The following is a 22715-nucleotide window of genomic DNA, read 5'->3' as shown; positions in this document are numbered from 1 at the left end:
AAAAATAAAAAATCCCTGATTCGTCGGGGATTTTTTATTTTGGCCTTCTAGATTTTTACACAGCTATCCTGCTTCAGATTCAGTTCAGACAATTTCTGTTGAGAAAATGGCAGTGCTATACATAACTTTCCATCTTGCTGAAAATAACGTCGCCCTGCTGCATTTTGATTCAATAGCTCTATCTCTATACTGCCTGAATTGACTGCATTAAAAGTCATAATTTTATTGCTTAAGACATGATTCATCACAATATATTTTTCAAAGTTGGGCTTACTGATCTGCGCTAGAACATGTCCAATCGCATTTTTTAGTCGCCATTTAGACAGTGAAGAAGGCTCACTTGTCGTAAACCGCTCTTGCAGTTCAACATACGGTGTTTCCGAAAGCATCCAGTACACCTCATATTGTGCTGCAATTGCATTAAAGGTGGTATTGGGTAAATACAGCCATTTTAGCTGTACAGGACTGATTTCAGAGGCATGTGCCAGATATTGGGTCAGCAAATAATGTCCCATTAATTCATTTTGCAGACTTGCTTTTAAACCCAATTGATCTGAATCCAGATTGTTAAGCATGACTGGATTGCTTTCATTTTTTTGCTCGATCCGAATCAGATCAATCATTTGACTGAGCCAATTCTGTAGCAGCATTTTTTCAACCAAAGACAAGCGGTTCCGGCTAAAATCTAAAACCTGATGAAACTGCTGTGCATAATCCTGCACTTTAGAGCCTGAATCAAGCTGGATGTGAGCCAGTTTCAGCAACTGTAAATTTTGAATATAGCGATAATCAGGCCCGCCTGCCTGCGGCGGAATCACCAATGAAATATAATCCTGGTGTTCCAATAAATCTGAAAACCGTTGTAAAGGAATACGCTCACGCCCCAGTAAAGCGTGTAGCAATTTTTTATGTTCTACCACCAATGCAGAAAACTGCTCAGCTGAATTAGCCAAACGCATTTGCAGATTTTCAAGAAGTTCTTTTTCCTGTTCAGAAAAACCAGCTCGGCTCAGCTGACGGTTTAATCCTGAGTCAATCTGCAAATTTTCAGCAGCATTCTGATCTTGAATATAGTTTGCCCATTCCCGATGGTAACGATAACGACCCAGTGCCTGAGGGTGAACCTCATCTTTGGCAGCAATTCCCAATAAGTAAAAATATGAGTGTTGCTGAACATTTGCCCTATAGATTAAATCTGGCTGAATAAACTTTTTTGCCGTATCCGTTAAAGGCTGATCTGTACGCAGCCATTTTGCAGTGAATACCAACAGAATGGCTATTCCCACAAGAATGCCAAGCGACCATAACCCCAGCCTGTTTTTACTCCATCCCCTCATATAGATCCTTATTTTTAATTATAAATTTTTCTTCAATTCTAAGGGCACAGGACAAAGTTCACAAATGATTCATCACACCATAAAAAAATCCCCGATCAGGCGGGGATTTTTTAAGCTATTTTATTGTGTTTCTAATGCAGCTTTTCTCGCGGCTGCGACACGCGGCCGATACAGTACATAATAAGTCACTGCCAAAATAATCAACCATAATGGACTGATTTTTAATGCATTGAATGTATCTGACTCCAAACTTAAAATGACCAGAGCGAAAGCCAGAAAAGTTAGTACGATATAGCTCATCCATACCCCACCCGGCATTTTAAAGGTGGAGTTGGCATGCTGTTCAGGGCGTAATTTACGGTAGCGTAAATAACACACCATAATTAAGCTCCAAATACTAATAAACAAAATCACGCACAGCGACGTCGCTAAAGTAAAAGCTTCCAAGGTATTGGGCACAAAGTACTGCAAAGCTGCACCAGCCATAATAAAGGCACATGAGAACATTAAACCCTTGGCTGGTACAGAACGTTTCGATAGATGCGCCAAAGCGGCAGGTGCCTGTTGACCACGCGCCAATCCGAAAAGCATACGACTGGTGGAGAATACACCACTATTCATGGAAGACATGACGGATGACAAGACCACCAGATTCATGATGATCGCCGCCGCACCAATACCGGCATGCATGAATAAGCTGACAAAAGGACTTTGATCCGCAGGAATTTTAGCCCATGGAGTCACTGACATCACTACAAACAATGACAACACATAGAACAAGATAATACGCGTTGGAATTGCATTGACGGCTTTGGGTAAATTTTTCTCAGGATCTTTGGTTTCAGCTGCCATCGTACCGAGCAATTCCACACCCACAAAGGCGAATAAGGCAATCTGGAAGCCTGCCAGGAAGCCATCCGCACCTTTGGGGAACATACCACCCGACCAGACATGGCTAAAGCTTGCAGTACTGCCATCTGGTGCCTGAAACTGGTTCAACACCATAAAGCCGCCAATAAAGATCAGGCCTAAAATGGCTAAAATCTTAATCAGGGCAAACCAGAATTCAATTTCACCAAACAGTTTGACCGTCAGCAAGTTCAAACCCAGAACCAGCAACACACAGCCGACACTGATCAATGCCTGCCCGATGGGGGTAAAGGCCACACCCTCAGGCAACCAGAAACTCAGATAATTAATAATCGCTGCTAAATCGGCAATCCCGACCAGAACCCAACCAAGCCAATAAGACCAGCCAATATAATAGGCCGCGCCCGGACCAATCAGGTCGCGTGCCATATCAATAAATGATTTGTAATGTAAATTAGCCAACAATATCTCACCCAATGCGCGCATCAGGAAGAAAAACATAAAGCCAATAATCATATAAATAAATAAAATTGAAGGGCCGGCCAAAGAGATAGTTTTACCCGATCCCATAAATAAACCGGTACCAATTGCACCACCAATGGCAATTAACTGCAGATGCCGATTGGATAGCTTGCGTTGTAGCTCATGTTGCGACGGCGCTGCGTCATCTTTAGCGGATGTTGTATTCATGTTTAGTTCCTTTTTCGCATCAGACCCTTGCCCATCTGATCGGATTTCTTCCTGAAATCCTGAATGCAGATGAAGTTCCATTTAAAAAGCTAAATGACCGGAGCTGATGTCCTTACAAAATTGAGTTGGGAGATATAAAAATCAAAACAACTCAAGCCTGTGCTGCAATCACTGCAATTTCAATCAGCCAGTCAGGATTGACCAGATCTGCCTGAATGGTGGCACGTGCCGGAGTTCCCTGTCCTTGCAACCAGTGAATCCAGATCTGGTTCACGGTTTGAAAATCTTCCAGATTTTTCACAAATAGTTGTGCCGACAGCAGTCGGCTTTTGTCTGTTCCTGCCAGCTTGAGCAGCTGATCAATTTTCGTCAACACTTCCTGCGTTTGACCGCTAATATCCTGACGGGTGCTATCCGGCACCTGCCCTGATACATACACGGTCTGGTTGTGAATGGTGACAGCACTCATGACCTGATTGCTGTTAATACGCTGGATATCGGTGTGTTCCATCATCATATGTCCTCTCAATTTCTTCCGTTATTTGGTCAATATTTAGTTTTAGCTTTCAATCCAAACCGGTACACGAGCCGTAATCGCACACATCAATTCATAGCCTACGGTTCCTGAACCGGCCGCGACCTCATCAATTGATAAAATTTCACCTTGCGAAGATTTCCCCCAAAGTACCACTTCACTCCCCACAGTCGCCTGAGGGACAGCGGTCAGATCGACGGTAAGCATATCCATACTGACCCGACCAAGAACTTGAGTCTGCACTGAATCCACCAGAACTGGTGTACCTGTGGCTGAAATGCGCTGATACCCATCGGCATATCCGCACGCCACCACACCAATGCGCATCGCCTGCTCCGCAACGAAGTTAGAACCATAACCCACACTTTCATCAGCCTGAATATACTGAATCGCAATGATTTCACTGCGCAGGCTCATGCCGGGCTGCAAATTCCAGTCATCAATAGTATGGTCAGGATAGTCAGGCGAACTGCCATACAGCATGATGCCACTACGCACAATGTCGGATTGAATATGGTGATGATGGCGCAGGATGGCTGCACTATTACTGACAGAAGTTTTTCCGGCTAAGGGTTCAATGATTTGCGTGAACATTGAATATTGATAATCAATGCCGTTCTGGCCAAAGCGCTGACCATCTGCATCGGAAAAATGCGTCATATGGCTAATTGAGCGCACATTGCCCAGTGCCTGGACTTGCTTAAAAATATCCGTATATTCGTGGGCCTGAAAACCCAAACGGTTCATACCGCTGTTAAGTTTTAAGTACACATCAAATTTTGCGTCTGGATTGATCTGCTGAAACTGCGTTAACCAAGCGATTTGATGCTGGCTATGTAGACTAAAACTTAAATCTAATGCAGCACAGACGTCTAAATCGTCTACAGCAAAAATTCCTTCGAGCAGTAAAATTTTGCCCTGCCAACCGAGCGCACGCAGACGCTGCGCTTCAGCCAAATCCAGCAAGGCAAAACCATCGGCTGATTGAAATGCTGAATAGACTCGCTCAATACCATGACCATAGGCATTGGCTTTAACCACAGCATAGACTTCGGCATTTGGCGCTGCGGCTTTGGCGATCTTCAGGTTATGCTGCAATGCATCTAAGTGCACTACAGCTTGAATTGGGCGTGGCATAGCTTCTTCCTTGAAACAGCAATTTAGGCCGCGTGTGAATAACGTCCGAGTGAAAGTCCTTCAGTGCTGATTTCGGTTTTATGATTCAACACAATGTCACTGATTAACTTGCCCGAACCACAGGCCATGGTCCAACCCAGGGTGCCATGTCCAGTATTCAGGAACAGATTTTTAAAACGCGTTACACCAATAATCGGGGTACTGTCTGGGGTCATTGGACGTAAACCGGTCCAGAAACTCGCTTCTGCCAGATCCCCGCCTGGGAACAATTCCTGAGTGACCATTTCCAGAGTGGCACGGCGATTGTCTTTCAAATTGTGGTTAAAACCACTCAGTTCGGCCATACCGCCAACACGGATCCGCTGGTCAAAACGCGTAATGGCAATTTTATAGGTTTCATCCAGCACCGTAGATTGTGGTGCAAAGTTGGCATCAACAATTGGAATGGTCAGTGAATAGCCTTTGACTGGATAAACCGGCAAATCCAGATTCAAAGGTTTTAAGAAATCACGCGAATAACTACCGAATGCCAATACATATTTATCAGCCGTCAGCACTTCACCATTGACCACGACACCCTTAATTTCATCGCCTTCAATCACCAAACGCTCAACATTTTGGTTAAATTTAAACTGCACGCCCAATTCTTTGGCAACATTGGCTAAGGCATTGGTAAATAAATAACAGTCGCCTGTCTCATCATTAGGTAAATGCAAGCCGCCCACCAGTTTATCCTGGACATGCGCCAGGGCTGGCTCAACTTTGGCCAGATCAGCGCCCAACAACAATTCATGCGGTACGCCGCATTCTCGCAATACCGCAATATCACGTTGCACCATCTCTAATTGCGCTTCGTTACGAAAGACTTGCAAAGTACCTTTAGAACGGTGTTCATAACTGATCCCGGTTTCTTTACGCAATTCACGTAAACAGTCACGGCTATATTCAGCCACACGGGTCATACGTTCTTTGTTAATCGCATAGCTGGCTGGATTACAGTTTTTCAGCATTTGTGCCATCCAGTTCAACTGCCACATACTGCCATCTAAATTAATGGCTAAAGGTGCATGATGCTGGAACATCCATTTCACTGCTTTAAATGGAATGCCCGGTGCTGCCCATGGCGTCGAATAGCCCGGAGAAATTTGTCCGGCATTGCCAAAACTGGTTTCTTCAGCCGGCCCGGTTTGACGGTCGAGCACTGTAACCTCTACACCCTGCTGCGCCAGATAATAGGCACTCGCCACACCGATTACACCACTGCCTAAGACCAAAACGCGCATCTTACTACCCTCAAATTTTTCTAGTTGATTTAACTAGTATATTTTTGGATCAATAGTGAATTTAACTATATTGAGATGATATATTTAGTGAAATAAACATTTTTTTCGGGCAGAATTAAAAAAAAGAGGGAAATATTGATGCGTAAATTAGACCGCATTGATCGCATGATTCTGGATATCTTGCAACGCGATGGCCGGATTGCCATTAGTGAGCTGGCAGCACGTGTGAACCTGTCAACCACACCCTGTTCAGAACGGGTAAAACGGCTGGAGCGCGAAGGCATTATCATGGGTTATTACGCGCGCTTAAATCCGGAACTGCTAGAACGCAATTTGCTGGTCTTTCTGGAGATTAAGCTTTCTGCAAAATCGGGTGATGTATTTGATCAGGTGGCGCGTAATCTGACCGAAATTCCAGAAGTACTGGAATGTCATTTGATTTCCGGTGACTTTGATTATCTGGTCAAGGCACGTCTCAAAGAGATGAGTGCCTATCGGCGTCTGTTAGGCGATTTGCTAAAAAAATTACCTGCTTCTGCTTCCTCACATAGTTATGTGGTCATGGAGGAAGTAAAAGAAAGTCTCTATCTGGATCTTGGCGGGTAATTATTTTTATCTTTCAACATTCAGCGCTCAAGCTGTTTCCAAAAAAATAATGCCCCAAATGGGGCATTATGGTGAACAAGATATTTAGATATTTATTTTCGACTTAAAAATCAGGCTGGAATACGCAATACCTGTCCCGGGAAAATATCATCAGCATCTTTGAGCAATGGGCGATTGGCCTCAAAGATCTTATTGTACTGATTGGCATCACCATAAAATTCTTTCGAGATTTTTGACAAGCTATCCCCCGATTTTACCGTATAGAATTTGCTTTCCGGTTCAGGGCTGCTGACCGTAAGCTGATCATCCACTTTGGCCACATGATCAATATTCCCCACCGCCAGAATAATTTTTTCACGATCGGCCTGACTTTGCACCTGACCTCTGACCGTGGCCAGATCCGAGGTTGAATTATAACTGATGGATAAACCAGTGATCGGAAGACCCAGACCTTTTACATGACCAAGTAATTTATTTGCGACTTCTTGGGCAGAAGGCTCTGCGGGCTGTGCTGCTGCGGCTGGAGTAGTATTTGCTGGTGCGGCCTGCGGCTCTGCGGCAGCTGTATTTTTCTTACCGATACCTTTTACAAAATCAAAAAGACCCATATGGAACTCCATTCTTGTCGTTAATGTCATATCACTCTTATTTTTATAATGAAAATAGCCAAGGCATAGTTAGTCATTGGTGACAGAAAGGTAATCGATTGTAAAATTTCCATTTAGGTGAAAAGCAGACACAAAAAAACCACCGAGAGGGTGGTCTTTATGCTCAGCAAAGCTGAAATCGGCGATTAACCCAGTTTCTTAGAAACATAGTCAATTGCAGATTGAACAGTTGTGATTTCGTTAGAATCTTCATCAGGAATCGTGATGTCGAAGTCATTTTCGAAAGACATAACAAGTTCAACTAGATCTAGAGAATCTGCACCTAAGTCATCCATGAAAGACGCTTCGTTTTTAATCTCTTCGATTTTGATACCAAGTTGTTCTGCAACTGCTTGCTTAACACGTTGTTCGATATCGCTCACAGGAATTCTCCTCATTGCTTGTGGCGTTTTTAATGCCGTTAGTTTAATTGAATCTAAAAAATTTGGAAAGTTTATACTTGAGCTTAGCTCATGTATAAGCCCCCATTTACATGCATAACTGTACCAGTAATGTAACTGGCTTTATCCGAAGCCAAGAAACTTACGGCATTTGCGATATCTTGTGGATCACCTAAACGGTTTAATGCCACCTGCTCAGTCATCTTTTTACGAATTTCTTCGCTTAGCTGTTCAGTCATTTCAGTCGCAATAAAACCTGGTGCTACCGAGTTTACGGTAATTTGACGGCTACCCATTTCTTTGGCAAGGCTACGGCTAAATGCCTCAATACCTGCTTTGGCAGCAGAATAATTGGCCTGACCCGGGTTGGCAAAGTGTGCCACCACAGAACTGATATTGATAATGCGGCCGAAACGCGCCTTGGTCATGCCTTTGAGTACACGCTTAGACAAACGGTAAACTGCTTTCAGGTGAATATTTAAAATATCATCCCAGTCATCTTCAGACATACGCAGCAGCAAATTGTCTTTGGTAATACCTGCATTATTGACCAACGCCAGCACTGGACCATAGTTCTGTTCGATCTCCGTCACCAGTGCATCAATCGCAGCACCATCACGTACATCTAAAACTTTGCCCGCACCATTTTCAGCAAACTGTGCAGATAATTTTTCAGCGCCCGCTTCAGAGGTCGCAGTACCTACGACAAAATAACCGTCTTGAATCAATTGCTGTGCGATCGCAGCACCAATACCACGACTTGCACCTGTTACCAGAGCAACTTTACGTTCCTGTGTCATGCACTTTTCCCTTCTGCCGCCAATACGGTGTTTAATGCATCTTCCAGACGAGATTGACTGTCCAGTGGAAGTGCTTTTTGAATATTCGGCAAGCGTTTCGCCAAGTTGGTCAATACATTACCCGGACCACATTCTACGATGTACTCAACACCTTCATCTTGAAGGAATTGTAAGGTTTTAGTCCATTGTACCGACTCATAAAGTTGCGCGGTCAACGCCTGACGCAATTCATCTACACTGGTTGCCGCTTGCGCGCCTACATTTTGTAATACAGGAATGCGTGGTAGCTCAATGGCGGTTTGTTCCAATGCCGGAGCAAACTGTTCAGCAGCAGGTTTCATTAATGAACAATGCGATGGAACCGATACTGGCAATGCAATGGCTTTTCCGCCGTTTTCTTTGGCCAATGCCATCACTGCTTCAACGCGATCTTTATTGCCTGCAACGACTACTTGCCCTTGCGCATTATAGTTCGCTGCTTCGACAGAGCCTTCGCCTGCTGCAGTTGCTTGTGCACACAGCTCAATCACTTTGGCATCGTCCAGACCCAAAATGGCAGCCATTGCACCCACACCCTGAGGTACAGCAGTTTGCATCAATTTGCCACGCAGGTTCACCAGCTTCGCAGCATCACCTAGGCTTAAAGCACCCGATGCGACCAGTGCGCTATATTCACCCAGTGAATGGCCTGCCAGATATTTCGGTGCTACACCGCCAGATTCCAACCACACGCGCCATAAGGCAATACTTGCAGTCAGCAATACCGGCTGGGTAAATTCAGTTTGATTTAAGTTTTCGCCAGTTTGCGCAATCTGCCACAGATCAAAACCGACGGCTTCAGATGCTTCTGCAAATGTCTCGCGAATACTCGCAAACTGTTCTGCAAGCTCAGCCAGCATACCAGCTTTTTGGGAACCCTGACCCGGAAACACAAATGCAGTTTTTGTTGCTGGCGCTGCTTGTTCGAGTGGTGTAGCAGACATAATAAAATCCTTTCATTCAAGAGGTGTGCTTCTTCAATCCTAACAAGAAGACTGACCAATAAGACCACCTAAATCATTGTGGAGCGCAATTTAGCATGTAATTTTGCTGGCGGTAATTGCCAAATACAACAAAAAACCGATACACCTAAAAATCAAAGACAAAAAAAAGGGAGCTAAATGCTCCCATTTTTTCTACTAAGCTTGACGCTTAATACATCACCAATTATTCAGCAGATGCTTTAGCGAATAATTGACGACCACGGTAGATACCATCTTTAGATACGTGGTGACGACGGTGAGTCTCGCCAGTAGCTTGGTCTACAGTTAATGCATTCTCGGTTAAAGCGTCATGTGAACGGCGCATGTCACGGCGAGAGCGACTTTTACGGTTTTGCTGAACGGCCATGATGGCTCCTTACAAAGATCGAAAAAATGGATCAGAACAAATTCGATTGTCTTATACACAAGAGTATAACACAAAAATTAGTTAAGTTTACCCTTCAAAGCAGCCAAAACTTCAAACGGGTTGTCCCGTTTTTCTTCAGCCACTTCTTCTACGGCAGGTTGATGCTTATGTTCACAAAACTCATGTTTAGGCGACAACGGCATCAACAATAACAGTTCATCTTCTATCAGCGCGAGTAAATCAGCGGTCGCCGGTGCATCATAATCACCTTTGGTCGTTGCTTCACTTTCACCTAGGACGATGAAATCAGCATCCTCATCCAAGCGCTCTATCAGTGACTCATCATCCACAAGTGCCAAATGGAACGATGAAACCAGCTCAATTTCTACAGTTTCCAGACAACGCTGGCATTCCATAGGAACTTTTGTTTCAACGTGACCATCTAGCCATGCAATACGATGATAGGCATCCATTGATAGCTTACAGTCTATGTTAATCAATTGATCATCAATTGATCCAACAGCTTCACGAGCGATACGAACAAAGCGGGATAAAGGCAGTTGACCTGACCATTTAAAGCCCTGTTCAGCCCATTTAAACGGCTCAATCTGTGCCGGAAAGGTATTTGCTGACATAATTAAGGCGGCAATTCTACAAATTCATCAGTACTCTGTCAAAGATTAAGATACAATTTCGTACTTATTTCGACAGACCATTTGGGTAACTCAAGTCATGCATCTGTTGCAGCCGCAAACAGAAGTGAATGTTTCATCACTCGTTAGCACAATTCCAAGCCTTGATTCTGACAGTTCAACACAACAAGTGCAACTCTCGCCATGGGCGAATTTATCGTCAGAAGCGCAGCAGGTGGACTGGCTCATCTTACACTTTAATCACTGGTTTTCCCATTTAAATGTCACTTTAGTGCGTGGCGAATTTGAACCAGAATATTTCCCTGCAAGCGTAGACCGTCCTGCCCGGATCCAGTTTGCACATGGATTCTTTAATAGTGCCTTGCATGAAATCAGCCATTGGACAATTGCCGGGGATAAACGCCGGGAACTTCCGGATCTTGGTTACTGGTATGCCCCGGATGGGCGTACAGCCGAACAACAAGCGCTGTTTGAACAGGTAGAAATTAAACCGCAGGCAATCGAGTGGATGTTTGCCCAGGCCTTTGGGCGTAAATTTCGGGTGTCGCTGGATAACCTGACTGGTGACGGCGGTGACGGAACCCGCTTTAAAGATCATGTCTATGCACAAGTGCAGGCTTATTTTCGTGGTGAGGCAAAATTGCCACGGGATGCACAACGCTTTATTCAATGTATCTGTGCCTGTAGCAGAGGTGGCAAAAGTTTACAATCTGATGAATTTATACGTGAAATGCTTGATTAAATTACACAAATCTACCTTTTTGGTGATTGCCAGACGCTGCCTGAGCGCCACATAATAAGCCATCAGCCCAAGCTTGGAGTAGCCTCTATGCTGCATTTACGCGTACACCCCGATAACCCGCAACCGCGCTTAATCAGTCAGGCGGTAGAACGAATCCGTGCTGGCGATGTGGTGGTCTATCCCACGGATGCTGCCTATGCGATTGGTTGCCAGATTGGGAATAAAAGTGCCATGGAACGCATTGCGCAGATTCGCGGACTTGGCCCAAAACATCAATATGCAATTTTGTGCTGTGATTTATCCGATATTGCCACCTATGCCAAAGTGGACAATGCCATGTATCGCTTACTCAAAAACAATACACCAGCAGTCACCACTTTTATTTTACCGGCCACCAGTGAAGTGCCGAAACGCTTGATGCATCCCAAAAAGAAAACCATTGGCCTGCGCATTCCGAGCAATCCGGTGTGTCAGATGCTGCTCAAAGAACTGGGTGAGCCTCTCTTGACCTCTACCCTGATTTTGCCGGACCAGACCGATCCGCTGGATGATCCTTTTGAGATTGAAATGCAATTGGGCAAACGCATTGATGTGTTTATCGATAGCGGTTTAGGTACATTAAGCACCACCTCGATTATTGATTTATCTGGTGATCATCCAGAAATTATTCGTCGTGGCGTGGGTGATGTCAGCGCATTTGAATAAAGAATGCCATCTTATTTCCAGCCGACTGCAGGAGTCAGTCTATGGATTTATTTTATATCCTGCTGAATCAGCATGAATTCTCTGCCCAATATTGTATCTATGCAGAACTGCCTTGGACACTTCAATCCAGGGCCATCATGATCGAAGCATATCCTTCGCCCAGTCCCACTCTAAACATTGATGCTACTGAATATCAGTTTTTCATGAATTTGGCTTTGCTTCGACAGCTATTACAGATCTATTCAAGCCAGAACCTATGCCTGGCAGAGACTTGCCAACGTATGATTGAGTTTGCACTGAGTGAATATCCTTCCTCACCGCGCTGAAGTTCTTAGCACTCAGATAGGTATTAATCATATCGCAGGATACTAAAACAGATACTAAAACATGGATATGGTCATAGCTTCCACCCGTAACACATTGACTCTTTGCCCCGCTTATCTGGCTGTTTTTTTGGGGCCTTCTTTTAAATTGCAAATAAATTCCATTATTTTTTCAAGTTTTTATGCCTTTGACTCCTTATTTAATTTATTTAGAGTTACTTTTCCAGTACAATGACGGCACTTAATTCTATGCTTTTTCTTTCGATGAGATACCGAAGATCAAGCCTTTGCATGCCTTTGAAAATTCGCGTGGCCTATAATTGTAATGACTCAAATTATCCTTAACACAATGGAATCTGCTCCGCACATTCGGGTTCTGGATGAATGGCAGGATACTATTCCAGAGGATCTGTATATTCCTCCCGCCGCATTTGAAATCTTGTTAGAACATTTTGAAGGCCCACTCGACTTTTTAATTTACCTGATTCAAAAAAATGGTTTTGACCTGTTGCAAGTCGATATCGCGCCGATTGCAGCGCAATATTTATCCTATATGGATGCAATGAAATCCCTGAATATTGAGCTGACCGCAGATTATATGGTGATGGCTGCTTTATTGGCAGATCTCAAATCGCGTCTGTTATTGCCTAAACCGAAAAGCCTGTCTGCGATTGAGCAAGATCCAAAACAAGAACTGATCGACCGTTTAGAAAATTATTTAAGAATTAAACAGGCAGCAGAACGTCTGGGGCAAATGCCTATTCTGGAGCGTGATACATTCCTGACCCATGTCAGTCTGGGCGACGTTCAGCAGAATAATGAAGGCTATTCGATCGATTTACTGCGTGATGCCTTGTTGTGTATTTTTAACCGTCCTGAACCGGTGATTCATCAGGTGCAACAGGAACCGGTACTGCTCGAAGAACGGATTGCCTATATTGAAAGCTGTCTGGAATCTGGCGAAGTCTTATCTTTTGCTGATTTACTCAAACCGAGTCAGGGACGCATGGGTATGGTGGTGACCTTTATGGCAGTGCTGGAGCTGACCCGGCAACAAAAAATCCAGATTATTGCTACAGGTATTGAAGCCCCGCTCGCAGTTCAAGGAGCCAGTCAATGACACTAGAGCCAAATACGCTGTTTTCTGCAGAAGATCATCTGCATGAGGTGTTGATGCAGCTTGAGGCGATTATTTTCGCCAGCGACTCTGCGGTTTCATTAGCGCGTCTGAAAGAGGCTTTTCAGGATCGCTATAGCAAACAGGAATTACGTCAGTATTTACAACAACTTTCCATGTTAATGCATGGCCGTTCGATTGAACTGATTGAAACAGCACAAGGTTACCGTTTTCAAGTGCGTGCAAAATATCGTAATATTATTGCACAGACCTGGCCTGAGCGACCAACTCGCTTGTCGCCAGCCTTACTTGAAACACTTGCAGTGATTGCTTATCACCAGCCGGTGACCCGAGCCGATATTGAACAAATTCGTGGTGTGACGAATAACAGTCAGATTTTGCGTACGCTGTTTGACTGGAACTGGATTAAAGAATCCGGATTTCGTGAACTCCCTGGAAGACCTGCGTTGTTAATGACAACGCCACAATTTTTAAATGCGTTTGGCTTGAATTCTTTAGGCCAATTGCCTCCCCTGCAGGATGCCAAGGAAGCTTTTATGGCCCTCGATGCAAATGCACCGAAGTCATAAATAGGTGAACTGTTGATAATTATTTCTAAGGTTATGCTGTCATGAGTGAAAAATTGCAAAAGGTGCTTGCACGCGTTGGTTTGGGTTCTCGCCGTTATATGGAAGAAGTCATTGCCGCGGGTCGTGTAAGCGTCAATGGGCAAATTGCCCAAGTGGGTGAACGAATCGAACCAGGTGATGAGCTTCGCATCGATGGTCGTAAGGTTGCATTTCAGATTGAAGACGAAATTCGTCGTCGTGTGATTATCTATTATAAGCCTGAAGGCGAAATCTGCTCACGTAGCGATCCTGAAAACCGCCCGACCGTGTTTGAACAGTTGCCTGCGATTCCGGGCGATCGCTGGGTGATGGTCGGCCGTCTGGATATTAACTCGACCGGTCTGTTACTGTTCACCAATGATGGCGAACTTGCCAACCGCTTGATGCACCCATCCAATGAAATCGAACGTGAATACGCAGTTCGTGTCATGGGTGAGGTGACACCACAAATCAAAAACACCATGCTTAAAGGCGTGGTATTAGATGACGGCCCAGCGAAATTCGAATCGTTCTCTGAACTCGGCGGTGATGGTATTAACCGTTGGTTCCAGGTCGTAGTAAAAGAAGGTCGTAACCGCGAAGTACGTCGTATCTTTGAATCACAAGGTCTGAAAGTAAGCCGTCTGCTGCGTACCCGCTACGGTACTGTGATTCTGCCACGCGAACTGCGTACCGGTCGCTGGATTGAACTGGATAAAAACGATATCGACAACCTGACCAAAGCTGTGGAACTGAAACCACGTCAAGGTACAGGCCTGTTTGGTATGGCGAAACGTCGTAACGAGCGTATGCAGGATAAACCGATGGCTGCACGCCGTGGCGGTTTCTTGCGTCAGCAACGTCGTGACAGTGATGAACAACAACCACAGAATAACCCTGGCCGCGAGCGTCGTGATGACAATGCCTATGGTCGTCGTGACAGAAATGAAAACCAAAATGGTACGCAGTTCGTTCGTCGTGACAACCGTGATGGCAATACTCAATTTCCTCGCCGCGAAACTCGTCCAGATCAAGCTTTTGGTCGCCGTGAAGAGCGTGATGAAAATGCGCCACGTCGTCCATACGGTGTCAATAAAGGCTTTAAAAAGTTTTAATTGATATAAACAAAAAAAGTCAGGCAAATGCCTGACTTTTTTATGCATTATGTATCAGGCACTTTGTGGAATCCCTTGTGGAATGGCACTGAGTAAACGCTTGGTATATTCATGCTGTGGTGACTGATACAATTCATCTGAATTGGCAATTTCCACCAGTTCCCCATGATTCATCACCATGATCTGATCTGAAATATACTTCACCACCGATAAATCATGTGAAATGAAAATATAACTGAGTCCAAATTCATCCTGCAAATCTTGCAGTAAATTCAAGACCTGTGCCTGTACTGAAACATCCAGCGCCGAGACCGACTCATCACAGATCAAAATTTCAGGCTTCAAAGTCAGACAACGTGCAATTGCAATACGCTGACGCTGACCACCGGAAAACTCATGCGGATAGCGATAAAAAGCCTGAGCAGGCAAGCTGACCCGCTCCAACAGATCCAAAGCCATTTGCTTGCGCTCTGCATCATCCTGACCAATTTTATGAATCTGCATCGGTTCCATCAGGATTTGCCCCACGGTAAAACGCGGATTTAAAGAGGCATAAGGATTCTGGAAAATGATCTGGATTTTACGTTGATACTGGTTAAATTCCTTTTCAGACATGGCCAAAATGTCTCGCCCCTGAAACAGCGCTTTACCGCCTGTTGCCTGTTGTAAACGCATCAACAACAAGCCAATGGTGGTTTTGCCCGAACCGGATTCTCCGACCAGCCCCAAGGTTTTACCTTTGGCCAGCTGAAAAGAAACTCCTTTCACCGCCTGAAATTCATCTTTGCCAAACAGACCTTTGCGGCTATAAAAAGATTTTTTCAGATCACGTACATCCAGAATAATTTCTTCTCCGCCCTTGAGTCCGCGTGAGCGTTGCGGAAGTTGAGTATTCAGGTGGATATCGTCCAGCCAGGTTGAACCATCCTGTTTCATAAAATCACTGATCATTGGCAAACGTAACGGACGTTGCGACAATTGTGGACGGCAATGCAATAAAGCCCGGGTATACATATCCTGAGGTCGATCCAGTACGTCCTGAACCAAACCCTGTTCACGAATTTCCCCATGTCGCATCACAATCACCTGATCGGCAATTTCCCCCACCAAAGCCAGATCATGAGTAATGAACAGCATCGACATCTGACGGCGCTGACGCAGAGATTCCAGCAAGTCCAGAATCTGCTTTTGAATGGTGACATCCAGGGCAGTGGTCGGTTCATCCGCAATTAACAGCTTGGGTTCACAGGCAATGGCCATGGCAATCATGACCCGCTGCTGCTGCCCCCCCGAAAGCTGTCCCGGATAGGCATCGATTTTAGTTTCAGGTGCAGGAATACCCACTTCTTTGAGCAGTTCTAAAGTACGTTGCCGCGCCTGTTTTTTATTCATACCCAAATGGAGTTGCAGGATTTCTGCAATCTGCATGCCTACCGTAAATACCGGATTGAGCGAGGACATCGGCTCCTGAAAAATCATGGCAATGTCTTTACTACACATCTGGCGCATGTCACGGGTTTTGAGCTTAAGCAGATTTTTCCCTTCAAAGATAATCCGGCTGTCTTCGGAAATACGCGCGCTTTCCGTCGGGAGCAAGCCCATGGTCGCCAGTGAAGTAACCGACTTGCCACTGCCAGATTCTCCCACAAGCGCCACAGTTGTATTGGCAGGAATGTCAAAAGAAACCCCTTTCACGGTTTCGATATATTGTTTATTTTCACCTTTAAAACTGACACGCAAATTTTCCACGCGAAGTAACGCAGGTGCTGTACTTGGATTGATTTCAGACATGGTTGCGCTCCTATTTCAGTTTCGGATCTAATGCATCACGGAGTGCATCAGTAAACATCGAGAAAGCCGTCACCAGTATTGCCATGGCAATCGAGGCTGCGGCCAGTTGCCACCATTTCCCTAAAATCAGCTCGCTTTGCGCTTCATTCAGCATGCTTCCCCAAGACACTACTCCGATTGGCACGCCAAAACCGAGGAAGCTGAGAATCACTTCAGATTTGATAAAAGCCACCACCAGAATGGACATTTGTACCAAGGCAATATGACTGACATTCGGAAAAATATGTACAAACATACGCCGTAAATTACTCACCCCAATCGCCTTGGCAGCCAGTACATATTCACGCGCCGTATGTTTCATGTACTCGGCACGAACCAGACGAAAAACCCCAGTCCAGCCGGTCAGACCTAAAATCAGGATGATTGATAAAATCCCTTTCTGTTGTAACACCGCAGCAATTGCCAGAACCAGCAGTAAATAAGGAATTGAAGTAAAGACATTATAAAACCAGTTAAGGAGATCATCGACCCAGCCACCAAAATAACCGGCAAGTGCACCAAGTACGGTGCCAATGATCACAGCGACCAAAGCCGCAACCAGTCCGACCAGAATCGAGGTTTCCGCACCTTTAATGGTTTTCTGTAAAACATCCTGTCCCCATTTATCCGCACCAAAGATCAGACTCTGTTTTAATTCGCTGTCCTGATCCATCAGCTGACCACCGAGCTGCTGGTTAATGACGTGCATGTCTTCTGCCAGCGGATCTGTTACACCATAATAATCGATGCTGCCCCCCATCCTTTGCTCAGCAGCAATTTCAGCATTGAGTTCTGCAATCACCTCTTTTAAAGGATCGACTGGATTGACCGGTAAAACGACCAATTCTGCTTCCTGTTCTTCACCGGAAACAGCCGGCATAGGCGCTGCACTGATAAAACTTGGCGGTGCATAACTGACCGCCACTTCTTTATTCCAGTCCTTGGCAATAAAACCGCTCATGGAAAGCAAAAGTAGCAGCAGATAAAACAGCACCACCAATAAGGAGAACATGGCAATCCGGTCACGTTTCAAACGGCGCATGGCCAGTTGCCATAATCCTGTCGAAGTAGACTCAGGCACGGCTTGAGCGTGTTGCTCTTTTTTAAATATCGCACTCAGCATAATTCACCTACTTCAACTGTACGCGTGGATCGACCCATTTATAGATCAGATCGGCAATCAGGTTGAATATCATGGTCGCAGCGGCAACATAGACCGTAATCGCTTTAATTACCGGAAAATCGGAACGCTCTACGGCAATAATCACTTCACGGCCAATCCCCGGAATACCAAAAAAACGTTCAATCAGGAAGGCGCCAATTAGTAGAGCTGGAAGTCCCGCCATCACATCGGTAATAATTGGAATCGAGGCATTTCGTAGTACATGCACGCCCAGAATCCGGCTCTCGCCCAGACCTTTGGCCCGCGCGGTACGTACATAATCCTGATTGACTTCGTCCAGCACAAAACTGCGGTACAGGCGTAGCGTCGGGGCAATACTCACCACCAGCATAATCAGCACAGGCAGCAAGGCGTATTTGAAAAGATTGTCGGCGAAATTATCACTCCAGCCCTGCACCGGAAACCAGCTCAGCTCATAAGCGAGGAAGTACTGAAACACAATGATATAGACCAGAATACTGATCGACATACCGATGGTACACAGCATCATGATCATGCGATCGGTCAGACTGCCGCGAACTGACGCCACACCCAAGGCCAAAATGATGGAAATAATGGTTTGCAAAATGGTCAGTGGAATCAGAATGGTCAGTGAGGGTCCCAGACGCGTACTAATAATTTGCGCCACCGACTCGCCGGTACTCCAGCTCACCCCATAATCAAAGGTTAAAATCTGCTTGATGAAAATCCACAGTTGCACATAATACGGTTGATCCACCCCAAGCTGTTGCCGGATGTTTTCAATCTGTTCTGCATTGGCCATTTTACCAGCGAGGATATAGGCAGGATCGCCCCCCACCCAGTTAAACAGCAGAAAGATCAGCAAAATCACCCCGAGCATGGTGGGGATCATTTGCCAGAGCCGTCGAATAATATATGCCAGCATCGCTTGCCTTCCTTAATTTTTTCCAGAGATTTCATTAAAGAAAGCTTTGCTGTCTGGATCACGACCCAGAAAGTCTTTCACCATCTGCTCGCCATGTTTTTGTCCGCCTTGCGCCAAGACCGTATTGCGATAATGCGCACCGACTTTTTTATCCATCAACTGATCGCCAAAGGCAGAGAGCATATCCAGCGCAATCACCTCGGACCACATATAGCTGTAATAACCTGCCTGATAGCCGCCCATCACATGCCCAAACTGTCCCGGGAACTGCTGACCGGGTACATAACCCAAGGCAGTTTTGCTTTCCATCTCTTGCCATAATTTTAATGGGTCGGTCTTGAGGGCATCTTTACTGTGTAAGGCCATATCATATTGGGCATATAAAGCCTGACGGGCATAATGCAGGCCTCGACCGTAATTCTTCACATTCTTTAAGCGCTCGGTCATGGCAGCATCCACCCGAGGACATGCCGGCTCACAGTAATCCGCTACTTTTGACAAGGTTTCCAGACGGCGTGCCCACTCTTCATACATCTGTGACGGCGCTTCTACAAAGTCACGCTCTACCGAGGTACCAGACTGTTCTGTATAGCGGGTTTTCGATAGAATCCCGTGCAAGGCATGCCCCATTTCATGCACAAAGGTTTCCAGTTCGTTGCTATTCAAGCCCTTACGGTTAAAATTGGTTACCAGTACCGATACCGGACGACGCTGATTCAGGGTACTGCCACCATAGGCGCCCCAGACGGCCGCATGTCCATATTTACCTTCACGCGGGTATTTATCGACATATAATCCGCCCAAGAATTCACCTGAGGCAGTATCATGTACCGCATAATATTCCACTTCATTGTGCCAGGCCTTGACTTTCATCGGCCTGAAATCAATCCCGTACAGTTCTGATGACACAGCAAATAACCATTTTTGTGCCGCTTCGGTCGGGAAGTAATCGCGCAGTTTTTCCTGATCGACCTTGTATTTGGCCTGACGCAGTTTTTCACTCCAATAGCCCTGATTCCAGCGAGTAATGTCTGCTTTCTCTCGTGGAACTTTTAAGGTCTCGGCTTTGAACTGGCGTAACTCCTCTACATCTTGTTTCTCTAAAGGTGCGACTTTGCTATACACATCCTCTAGAAAAGAATTCACCGCTTCTGGGGTTTTTGCCATACGAAATTCAAGGGCTGAATGTGCATAGCTTTCTTTATCAAAAAGTTGAGCCATCTCATAACGCAGATCAATGGCTTTTTTCATAAATTGCAGGTTTTGCTCTGTCCCACGGCGGGTATAAGCCGTCTGATAGCGTTTGCGTGCTTCATCACTTTCTGCCAGCTCCATGAATGGCTGGTATTCCGGATAGTCAAAGCCAAGCAGATAATTGCCTTTTTCATTTTTCTTTAACCCCGCCATATAGCTGGCTGGCAGACCTTTCATTTCTGCTGGGGTAAATTCGACTTTATGCGGATTATCACGTACATTTTTGGCGAAATCCTGAGACAGCTTGGTCGATTCTTCGATGATGTCTTTCAGGCGCTTTTGTTTTTCTGCACTGAGTTGTACCCCGGTTTTTTCAAACTGCTCCAGAATATCTTGCAAGAATTTTTGATCAATCGGATCACTGGCCTTCAGTTTCTTGAACTGGGCATACAGTTTCGGATTCTGGTACAGCGTGGTCTGGTACTTGCTGATTTTCAGCTCACAGTCATCTGCTGCCTGACGCAATGCAGGGTCTGGATCGACATTACTATACAATCCGACTGCTGCACCAAAATCCCGGGCTTTGGCATGCAATTCATCCCATTCAGCCAGATAAGGCCCTGCCTTGGCCTTATTTTTAATTTTCTGATTTTCAAATATCTGAATATCTTTTTGCATGCTGGCCAGATTGGCATCACATAAAGATGGAATCTCTGCTGCCTTAAATAATGGCAGCAGCTGCGCTTGAGTCTGTGCCGCTACCCCCTGATATCCCCCCATTATGACTAAACATAAGCTACTTAATTTTAAAGACTTCGATTTCATATTTATCTCCAGATTTTTCTTACTTTTTGCTATCAATATCGATGTACATCCACTCTGAAGACAGAATCGGATGGTTTTTATAACCAATGACCCGGGGTTGCGACAAGACATTACGATAGGTGCTATATAGCATCAGTACCGGCATATTCACTTCCAGAATCCGGGACATTTTGCGATAGATTGCATCACGTTCAGGACTGGCTGGCATACTTTGGGTTTGCTCATACAGGCGGTCAAATTCAGGATGTTTGAAGCAGGCATTGTTGGTGACATTGACATTTTTGCCATAAAAAAGCTGCATAAAATTGTCGGCATCCGGATAGTCTGCAATCCAGGCCGAGCTTTTAAACATGGTCTTACATTGTTTTTCCAGCTTGATCGCCTCGGCAAATGGCATGGCTTTACTGACCATCTTGATCTGAATATTGTCCAGGGCTTTTTTCCAGAATTCTGCCTGTTGCTGACCACGACTGGTATTACCGACAATCAGTTCAATCTCTAAAGGCTTACCATCGGGTTGTCTGCGCCAGCCATCGGCCCCGACTTTGTATTGATAACGGTCAAGCAGCATATTGGCCGCCTTGACCGAATAGGGAATACTGCTTTTATAATCCGGTGAATAACCAACCACCCCGGGTGGTACCGGCATCTGTAACTTATTGGCATCGCCCTTGAGCAAGACACTGATCATATTGTCGGTAGAGTAAGCCATGGCCATGGCACGACGTAGCGCAATTTTTTCCTTGCTGAACCCACCAACCACAGGATTCTGCATATTCCAGTAATGGTAGCCAATCAGCGGATCGGTAATCCTAGATAACTGAACCCCTTTTTGTTTTAAGGAAGGTTTGAGTAGCCCATTTTCAAGCGCCTGAACCACCATGTCGCCGTCGATTTCAGTCATGTCCAGTTCATTTTTATTAAAGGCCAACCAGCGTGACTGGGCTTCTTCAATGACCCGGATATCAATCGTACCAATTTGCGGCATTTTTTTGCCTTGCAATGCATCCACAATAGGCTGGTCTTCGCTGCTACTGGCTTTAAAATTCCAGACAAAACTCCGGTAGTTCGGACTGGCTTTTAAAATAATGCGTGAACCCGGAGTCCAGCGTGACAATAAATAAGGGCCTGTACCGACTGGTTTGTCCATCGCAAAGCCTGCTTTATTACGGTACTTTTCAATAACTTCACGGGCAACTGCAGCTGCTGGGCCATGTGCCAGTAACATCGGAAAGTTTTGATCCGGTTGGGTCAGTTTCAGAATCAGGGTATAACGGTCTGGCGTTTGAATGCCTTCAAAGGGGTTTTCATAGACTTTGCCATTCTTTTTGCCTAAGGCGACCCATGCTTCCAGCCCTTTAATCCGGCCATCCAGCAACCAGCTATTTGGTGAATGCAAGTTGGGATCGATCAGACGTTTTAATGAATAGGCATAATCATAAGCCGTCAGTTCACGTTTCTGACCTTTAAAAACGGGATCATCGGCGAAGTAAATGCCTTTTTTGATTTTGATGGTATAAGTGAGACCATCTGCACTGACTTCTGGCATGGCAACCGCGGTATTAGGAATCAGCTTGGCTGGGGTTGCCAGATAGTCATAGCTAAACAGGTTTTCAAAAATCGCGCTATTAACCCGGGCTGAATAGGCATCGTGCGTTGCGGCGGGATCAAATCCGGTTTCTGCCACCGGAAAAACATCCCGAATCACCTTGTTAGGATCTGCAGGATTAACGGCCCATGCAGAAACGATCCCCGAACAGAGCAAACTTCCCAGCAGAACACTACCTGTCAGTTGCTTGAATTGCTTTGATAAATTTCCCTTCATCATACTCTTCATCT

23 protein-coding genes are annotated in these 22715 nt (G+C 45.3%); 7 read left to right on the top strand and 16 right to left on the bottom strand.

What is annotated here, in order from left to right:
- Nucleotides 1-47: 47 nt before the first annotated feature.
- The 5 genes from FTU95_RS10900 to FTU95_RS10880 all read right to left on the bottom strand — a co-directional run bounded on the left by FTU95_RS10900 (nt 48) and on the right by FTU95_RS10880 (nt 5852).
- The gene (locus FTU95_RS10900; protein ID WP_373688074.1) at nt 48-1286 is read right to left on the bottom strand and encodes a hypothetical protein; all 1239 of its coding nucleotides are present in this window, start codon (nt 1284-1286) and stop codon (nt 48-50) included.
- 171 nt (nt 1287-1457) lie between these two features.
- Nucleotides 1458-2897 (bottom strand): amino acid permease, encoded by a 1440-nt coding sequence (locus FTU95_RS10895; RefSeq protein ID WP_005096004.1) that lies wholly within the window; start codon nt 2895-2897, stop codon nt 1458-1460.
- 151 nt (nt 2898-3048) lie between these two features.
- Nucleotides 3049-3411, bottom strand: a complete 363-nt coding sequence (locus tag FTU95_RS10890; protein WP_005172374.1) for a RidA family protein — start codon at nt 3409-3411, stop codon at nt 3049-3051.
- 45 nt (nt 3412-3456) lie between these two features.
- Nucleotides 3457-4569, bottom strand: coding sequence for an alanine racemase (alr, locus tag FTU95_RS10885; protein ID WP_180078512.1), 1113 nt, complete (start codon nt 4567-4569; stop codon nt 3457-3459).
- A gap of 23 nt (nt 4570-4592) precedes the next feature.
- Nucleotides 4593-5852: a D-amino acid dehydrogenase gene (locus FTU95_RS10880; RefSeq protein WP_180078510.1), complete on the bottom strand. Its 1260-nt coding sequence runs from the start codon at nt 5850-5852 to the stop codon at nt 4593-4595.
- A gap of 138 nt (nt 5853-5990) precedes the next feature.
- Here FTU95_RS10880 and FTU95_RS10875 point away from each other — a divergent pair, with 138 nt between their 5' ends.
- Nucleotides 5991-6458, top strand: a complete 468-nt coding sequence (locus FTU95_RS10875; protein WP_005095994.1) for an Lrp/AsnC ligand binding domain-containing protein — start codon at nt 5991-5993, stop codon at nt 6456-6458.
- A 110-nt stretch (nt 6459-6568) separates the two neighbouring features.
- Here FTU95_RS10875 and lysM read toward each other — a convergent pair whose 3' ends face one another.
- The 6 genes from lysM to FTU95_RS10845 form a co-directional block, all read right to left on the bottom strand.
- Nucleotides 6569-7066 carry a peptidoglycan-binding protein LysM gene (lysM, locus tag FTU95_RS10870; RefSeq protein WP_005095992.1) on the bottom strand — a complete coding sequence of 166 codons (498 nt, stop codon included), beginning with the start codon at nt 7064-7066 and terminating at the stop codon, nt 6569-6571.
- 185 nt (nt 7067-7251) lie between these two features.
- On the bottom strand, nt 7252-7488 hold the full coding sequence (gene acpP / locus FTU95_RS10865; RefSeq protein WP_004646101.1) for an acyl carrier protein: 237 nt from the start codon (nt 7486-7488) through the stop codon (nt 7252-7254).
- Nucleotides 7489-7571: 83 nt separating this feature from the next.
- Nucleotides 7572-8306, bottom strand: a complete 735-nt coding sequence (gene fabG / locus FTU95_RS10860; RefSeq protein WP_180078508.1) for a 3-oxoacyl-ACP reductase FabG — start codon at nt 8304-8306, stop codon at nt 7572-7574.
- The gene (gene fabD, locus FTU95_RS10855; protein WP_180050563.1) at nt 8303-9289 is read right to left on the bottom strand and encodes an ACP S-malonyltransferase; all 987 of its coding nucleotides are present in this window, start codon (nt 9287-9289) and stop codon (nt 8303-8305) included. The genes fabG and fabD overlap by 4 nt, the downstream gene beginning before the upstream one ends.
- A 223-nt stretch (nt 9290-9512) precedes the next feature.
- Complete coding sequence (gene rpmF / locus FTU95_RS10850) at nt 9513-9695, bottom strand: 50S ribosomal protein L32 (protein ID WP_004279227.1); 183 nt, start codon at nt 9693-9695, stop codon at nt 9513-9515.
- Nucleotides 9696-9772: 77 nt separating this feature from the next.
- Nucleotides 9773-10330 carry a DUF177 domain-containing protein gene (locus tag FTU95_RS10845; RefSeq protein ID WP_004279226.1) on the bottom strand — a complete coding sequence of 186 codons (558 nt, stop codon included), beginning with the start codon at nt 10328-10330 and terminating at the stop codon, nt 9773-9775.
- Nucleotides 10331-10427: 97 nt separating this feature from the next.
- Between FTU95_RS10845 and FTU95_RS10840 the strand changes: the two genes are divergently transcribed.
- The 6 genes from FTU95_RS10840 to rluB all read left to right on the top strand — a co-directional run bounded on the left by FTU95_RS10840 (nt 10428) and on the right by rluB (nt 14958).
- Nucleotides 10428-11090 (top strand): elongation factor P hydroxylase, encoded by a 663-nt coding sequence (locus tag FTU95_RS10840; RefSeq protein WP_180078506.1) that lies wholly within the window; start codon nt 10428-10430, stop codon nt 11088-11090.
- An 87-nt stretch (nt 11091-11177) separates the two neighbouring features.
- Nucleotides 11178-11795 (top strand): L-threonylcarbamoyladenylate synthase, encoded by a 618-nt coding sequence (locus tag FTU95_RS10835; RefSeq protein WP_005095982.1) that lies wholly within the window; start codon nt 11178-11180, stop codon nt 11793-11795.
- A gap of 41 nt (nt 11796-11836) precedes the next feature.
- On the top strand, nt 11837-12121 hold the full coding sequence (locus FTU95_RS10830; protein WP_005095980.1) for a hypothetical protein: 285 nt from the start codon (nt 11837-11839) through the stop codon (nt 12119-12121).
- A 322-nt stretch (nt 12122-12443) separates the two neighbouring features.
- Entirely contained in the window at nt 12444-13238 is a 795-nt protein-coding gene (locus tag FTU95_RS10825; RefSeq protein ID WP_180078504.1) for a ScpA family protein, read from the top strand.
- Nucleotides 13235-13825, top strand: a complete 591-nt coding sequence (gene scpB, locus FTU95_RS10820) for an SMC-Scp complex subunit ScpB (protein WP_005095975.1) — start codon at nt 13235-13237, stop codon at nt 13823-13825. The genes FTU95_RS10825 and scpB overlap by 4 nt, the downstream gene beginning before the upstream one ends.
- Before the next feature lie 41 nt (nt 13826-13866).
- Nucleotides 13867-14958 carry a 23S rRNA pseudouridine(2605) synthase RluB gene (gene rluB / locus FTU95_RS10815; protein WP_074384125.1) on the top strand — a complete coding sequence of 364 codons (1092 nt, stop codon included), beginning with the start codon at nt 13867-13869 and terminating at the stop codon, nt 14956-14958.
- Between the two features lie 54 nt (nt 14959-15012).
- Here rluB and FTU95_RS10810 read toward each other — a convergent pair whose 3' ends face one another.
- From FTU95_RS10810 to FTU95_RS10790, 5 genes are read right to left on the bottom strand one after another with little or no spacing between them, the layout of a single operon-like run.
- Nucleotides 15013-16749, bottom strand: coding sequence for an ABC transporter ATP-binding protein (locus FTU95_RS10810; protein ID WP_180078502.1), 1737 nt, complete (start codon nt 16747-16749; stop codon nt 15013-15015).
- 10 nt (nt 16750-16759) lie between these two features.
- Nucleotides 16760-17911: an ABC transporter permease gene (locus tag FTU95_RS10805; RefSeq protein ID WP_180000225.1), complete on the bottom strand. Its 1152-nt coding sequence runs from the start codon at nt 17909-17911 to the stop codon at nt 16760-16762.
- Between the two features lie 7 nt (nt 17912-17918).
- On the bottom strand, nt 17919-18857 hold the full coding sequence (locus FTU95_RS10800; protein WP_005172401.1) for an ABC transporter permease: 939 nt from the start codon (nt 18855-18857) through the stop codon (nt 17919-17921).
- 12 nt (nt 18858-18869) lie between these two features.
- Entirely contained in the window at nt 18870-20876 is a 2007-nt protein-coding gene (locus tag FTU95_RS10795) for a M3 family metallopeptidase (protein ID WP_180078500.1), read from the bottom strand.
- A 19-nt stretch (nt 20877-20895) separates the two neighbouring features.
- A complete protein-coding gene (locus FTU95_RS10790) occupies nt 20896-22701 on the bottom strand; it encodes an ABC transporter substrate-binding protein (RefSeq protein WP_180078521.1) in 1806 nt (601 codons plus the stop codon).
- Nucleotides 22702-22715: the final 14 nt, after the last annotated feature.

Origin of the sequence: Acinetobacter sp. YH12208 (assembly GCF_013418055.1) — a bacterium.
GTDB classification, from domain to species: Bacteria; Pseudomonadota; Gammaproteobacteria; order Pseudomonadales; family Moraxellaceae; genus Acinetobacter; species Acinetobacter pseudolwoffii.
This window is presented reverse-complemented; position numbering and strand designations above follow the sequence as displayed.

Bases quoted from the DNA above. Each gene is read 5' to 3' on its own strand.
- FTU95_RS10895 (WP_005096004.1), bottom strand. From the start codon at position 2,897: ATGAATACAACATCCGCTAAAGATGACGCAGCGCCGTCGCAACATGAG.
- FTU95_RS10890 (WP_005172374.1), bottom strand. From the start codon at position 3,411: ATGATGGAACACACCGATATCCAGCGTATTAACAGCAATCAGGTCATG.
- alr (WP_180078512.1), bottom strand. From the start codon at position 4,569: ATGCCACGCCCAATTCAAGCTGTAGTGCACTTAGATGCATTGCAGCAT.
- FTU95_RS10880 (WP_180078510.1), bottom strand. From the start codon at position 5,852: ATGCGCGTTTTGGTCTTAGGCAGTGGTGTAATCGGTGTGGCGAGTGCC.
- FTU95_RS10875 (WP_005095994.1), top strand. From the start codon at position 5,991: ATGCGTAAATTAGACCGCATTGATCGCATGATTCTGGATATCTTGCAA.
- lysM (WP_005095992.1), bottom strand. From the start codon at position 7,066: ATGGGTCTTTTTGATTTTGTAAAAGGTATCGGTAAGAAAAATACAGCT.
- fabG (WP_180078508.1), bottom strand. From the start codon at position 8,306: ATGACACAGGAACGTAAAGTTGCTCTGGTAACAGGTGCAAGTCGTGGT.
- fabD (WP_180050563.1), bottom strand. From the start codon at position 9,289: ATGTCTGCTACACCACTCGAACAAGCAGCGCCAGCAACAAAAACTGCA.
- rpmF (WP_004279227.1), bottom strand. From the start codon at position 9,695: ATGGCCGTTCAGCAAAACCGTAAAAGTCGCTCTCGCCGTGACATGCGC.
- FTU95_RS10845 (WP_004279226.1), bottom strand. From the start codon at position 10,330: ATGTCAGCAAATACCTTTCCGGCACAGATTGAGCCGTTTAAATGGGCT.
- FTU95_RS10840 (WP_180078506.1), top strand. From the start codon at position 10,428: ATGCATCTGTTGCAGCCGCAAACAGAAGTGAATGTTTCATCACTCGTT.
- FTU95_RS10835 (WP_005095982.1), top strand. From the start codon at position 11,178: ATGCTGCATTTACGCGTACACCCCGATAACCCGCAACCGCGCTTAATC.
- FTU95_RS10830 (WP_005095980.1), top strand. From the start codon at position 11,837: ATGGATTTATTTTATATCCTGCTGAATCAGCATGAATTCTCTGCCCAA.
- FTU95_RS10825 (WP_180078504.1), top strand. From the start codon at position 12,444: ATGACTCAAATTATCCTTAACACAATGGAATCTGCTCCGCACATTCGG.
- scpB (WP_005095975.1), top strand. From the start codon at position 13,235: ATGACACTAGAGCCAAATACGCTGTTTTCTGCAGAAGATCATCTGCAT.
- rluB (WP_074384125.1), top strand. From the start codon at position 13,867: ATGAGTGAAAAATTGCAAAAGGTGCTTGCACGCGTTGGTTTGGGTTCT.
- FTU95_RS10810 (WP_180078502.1), bottom strand. From the start codon at position 16,749: ATGTCTGAAATCAATCCAAGTACAGCACCTGCGTTACTTCGCGTGGAA.
- FTU95_RS10805 (WP_180000225.1), bottom strand. From the start codon at position 17,911: ATGCTGAGTGCGATATTTAAAAAAGAGCAACACGCTCAAGCCGTGCCT.
- FTU95_RS10800 (WP_005172401.1), bottom strand. From the start codon at position 18,857: ATGCTGGCATATATTATTCGACGGCTCTGGCAAATGATCCCCACCATG.
- FTU95_RS10795 (WP_180078500.1), bottom strand. From the start codon at position 20,876: ATGAAATCGAAGTCTTTAAAATTAAGTAGCTTATGTTTAGTCATAATG.
- FTU95_RS10790 (WP_180078521.1), bottom strand. From the start codon at position 22,701: ATGAAGGGAAATTTATCAAAGCAATTCAAGCAACTGACAGGTAGTGTT.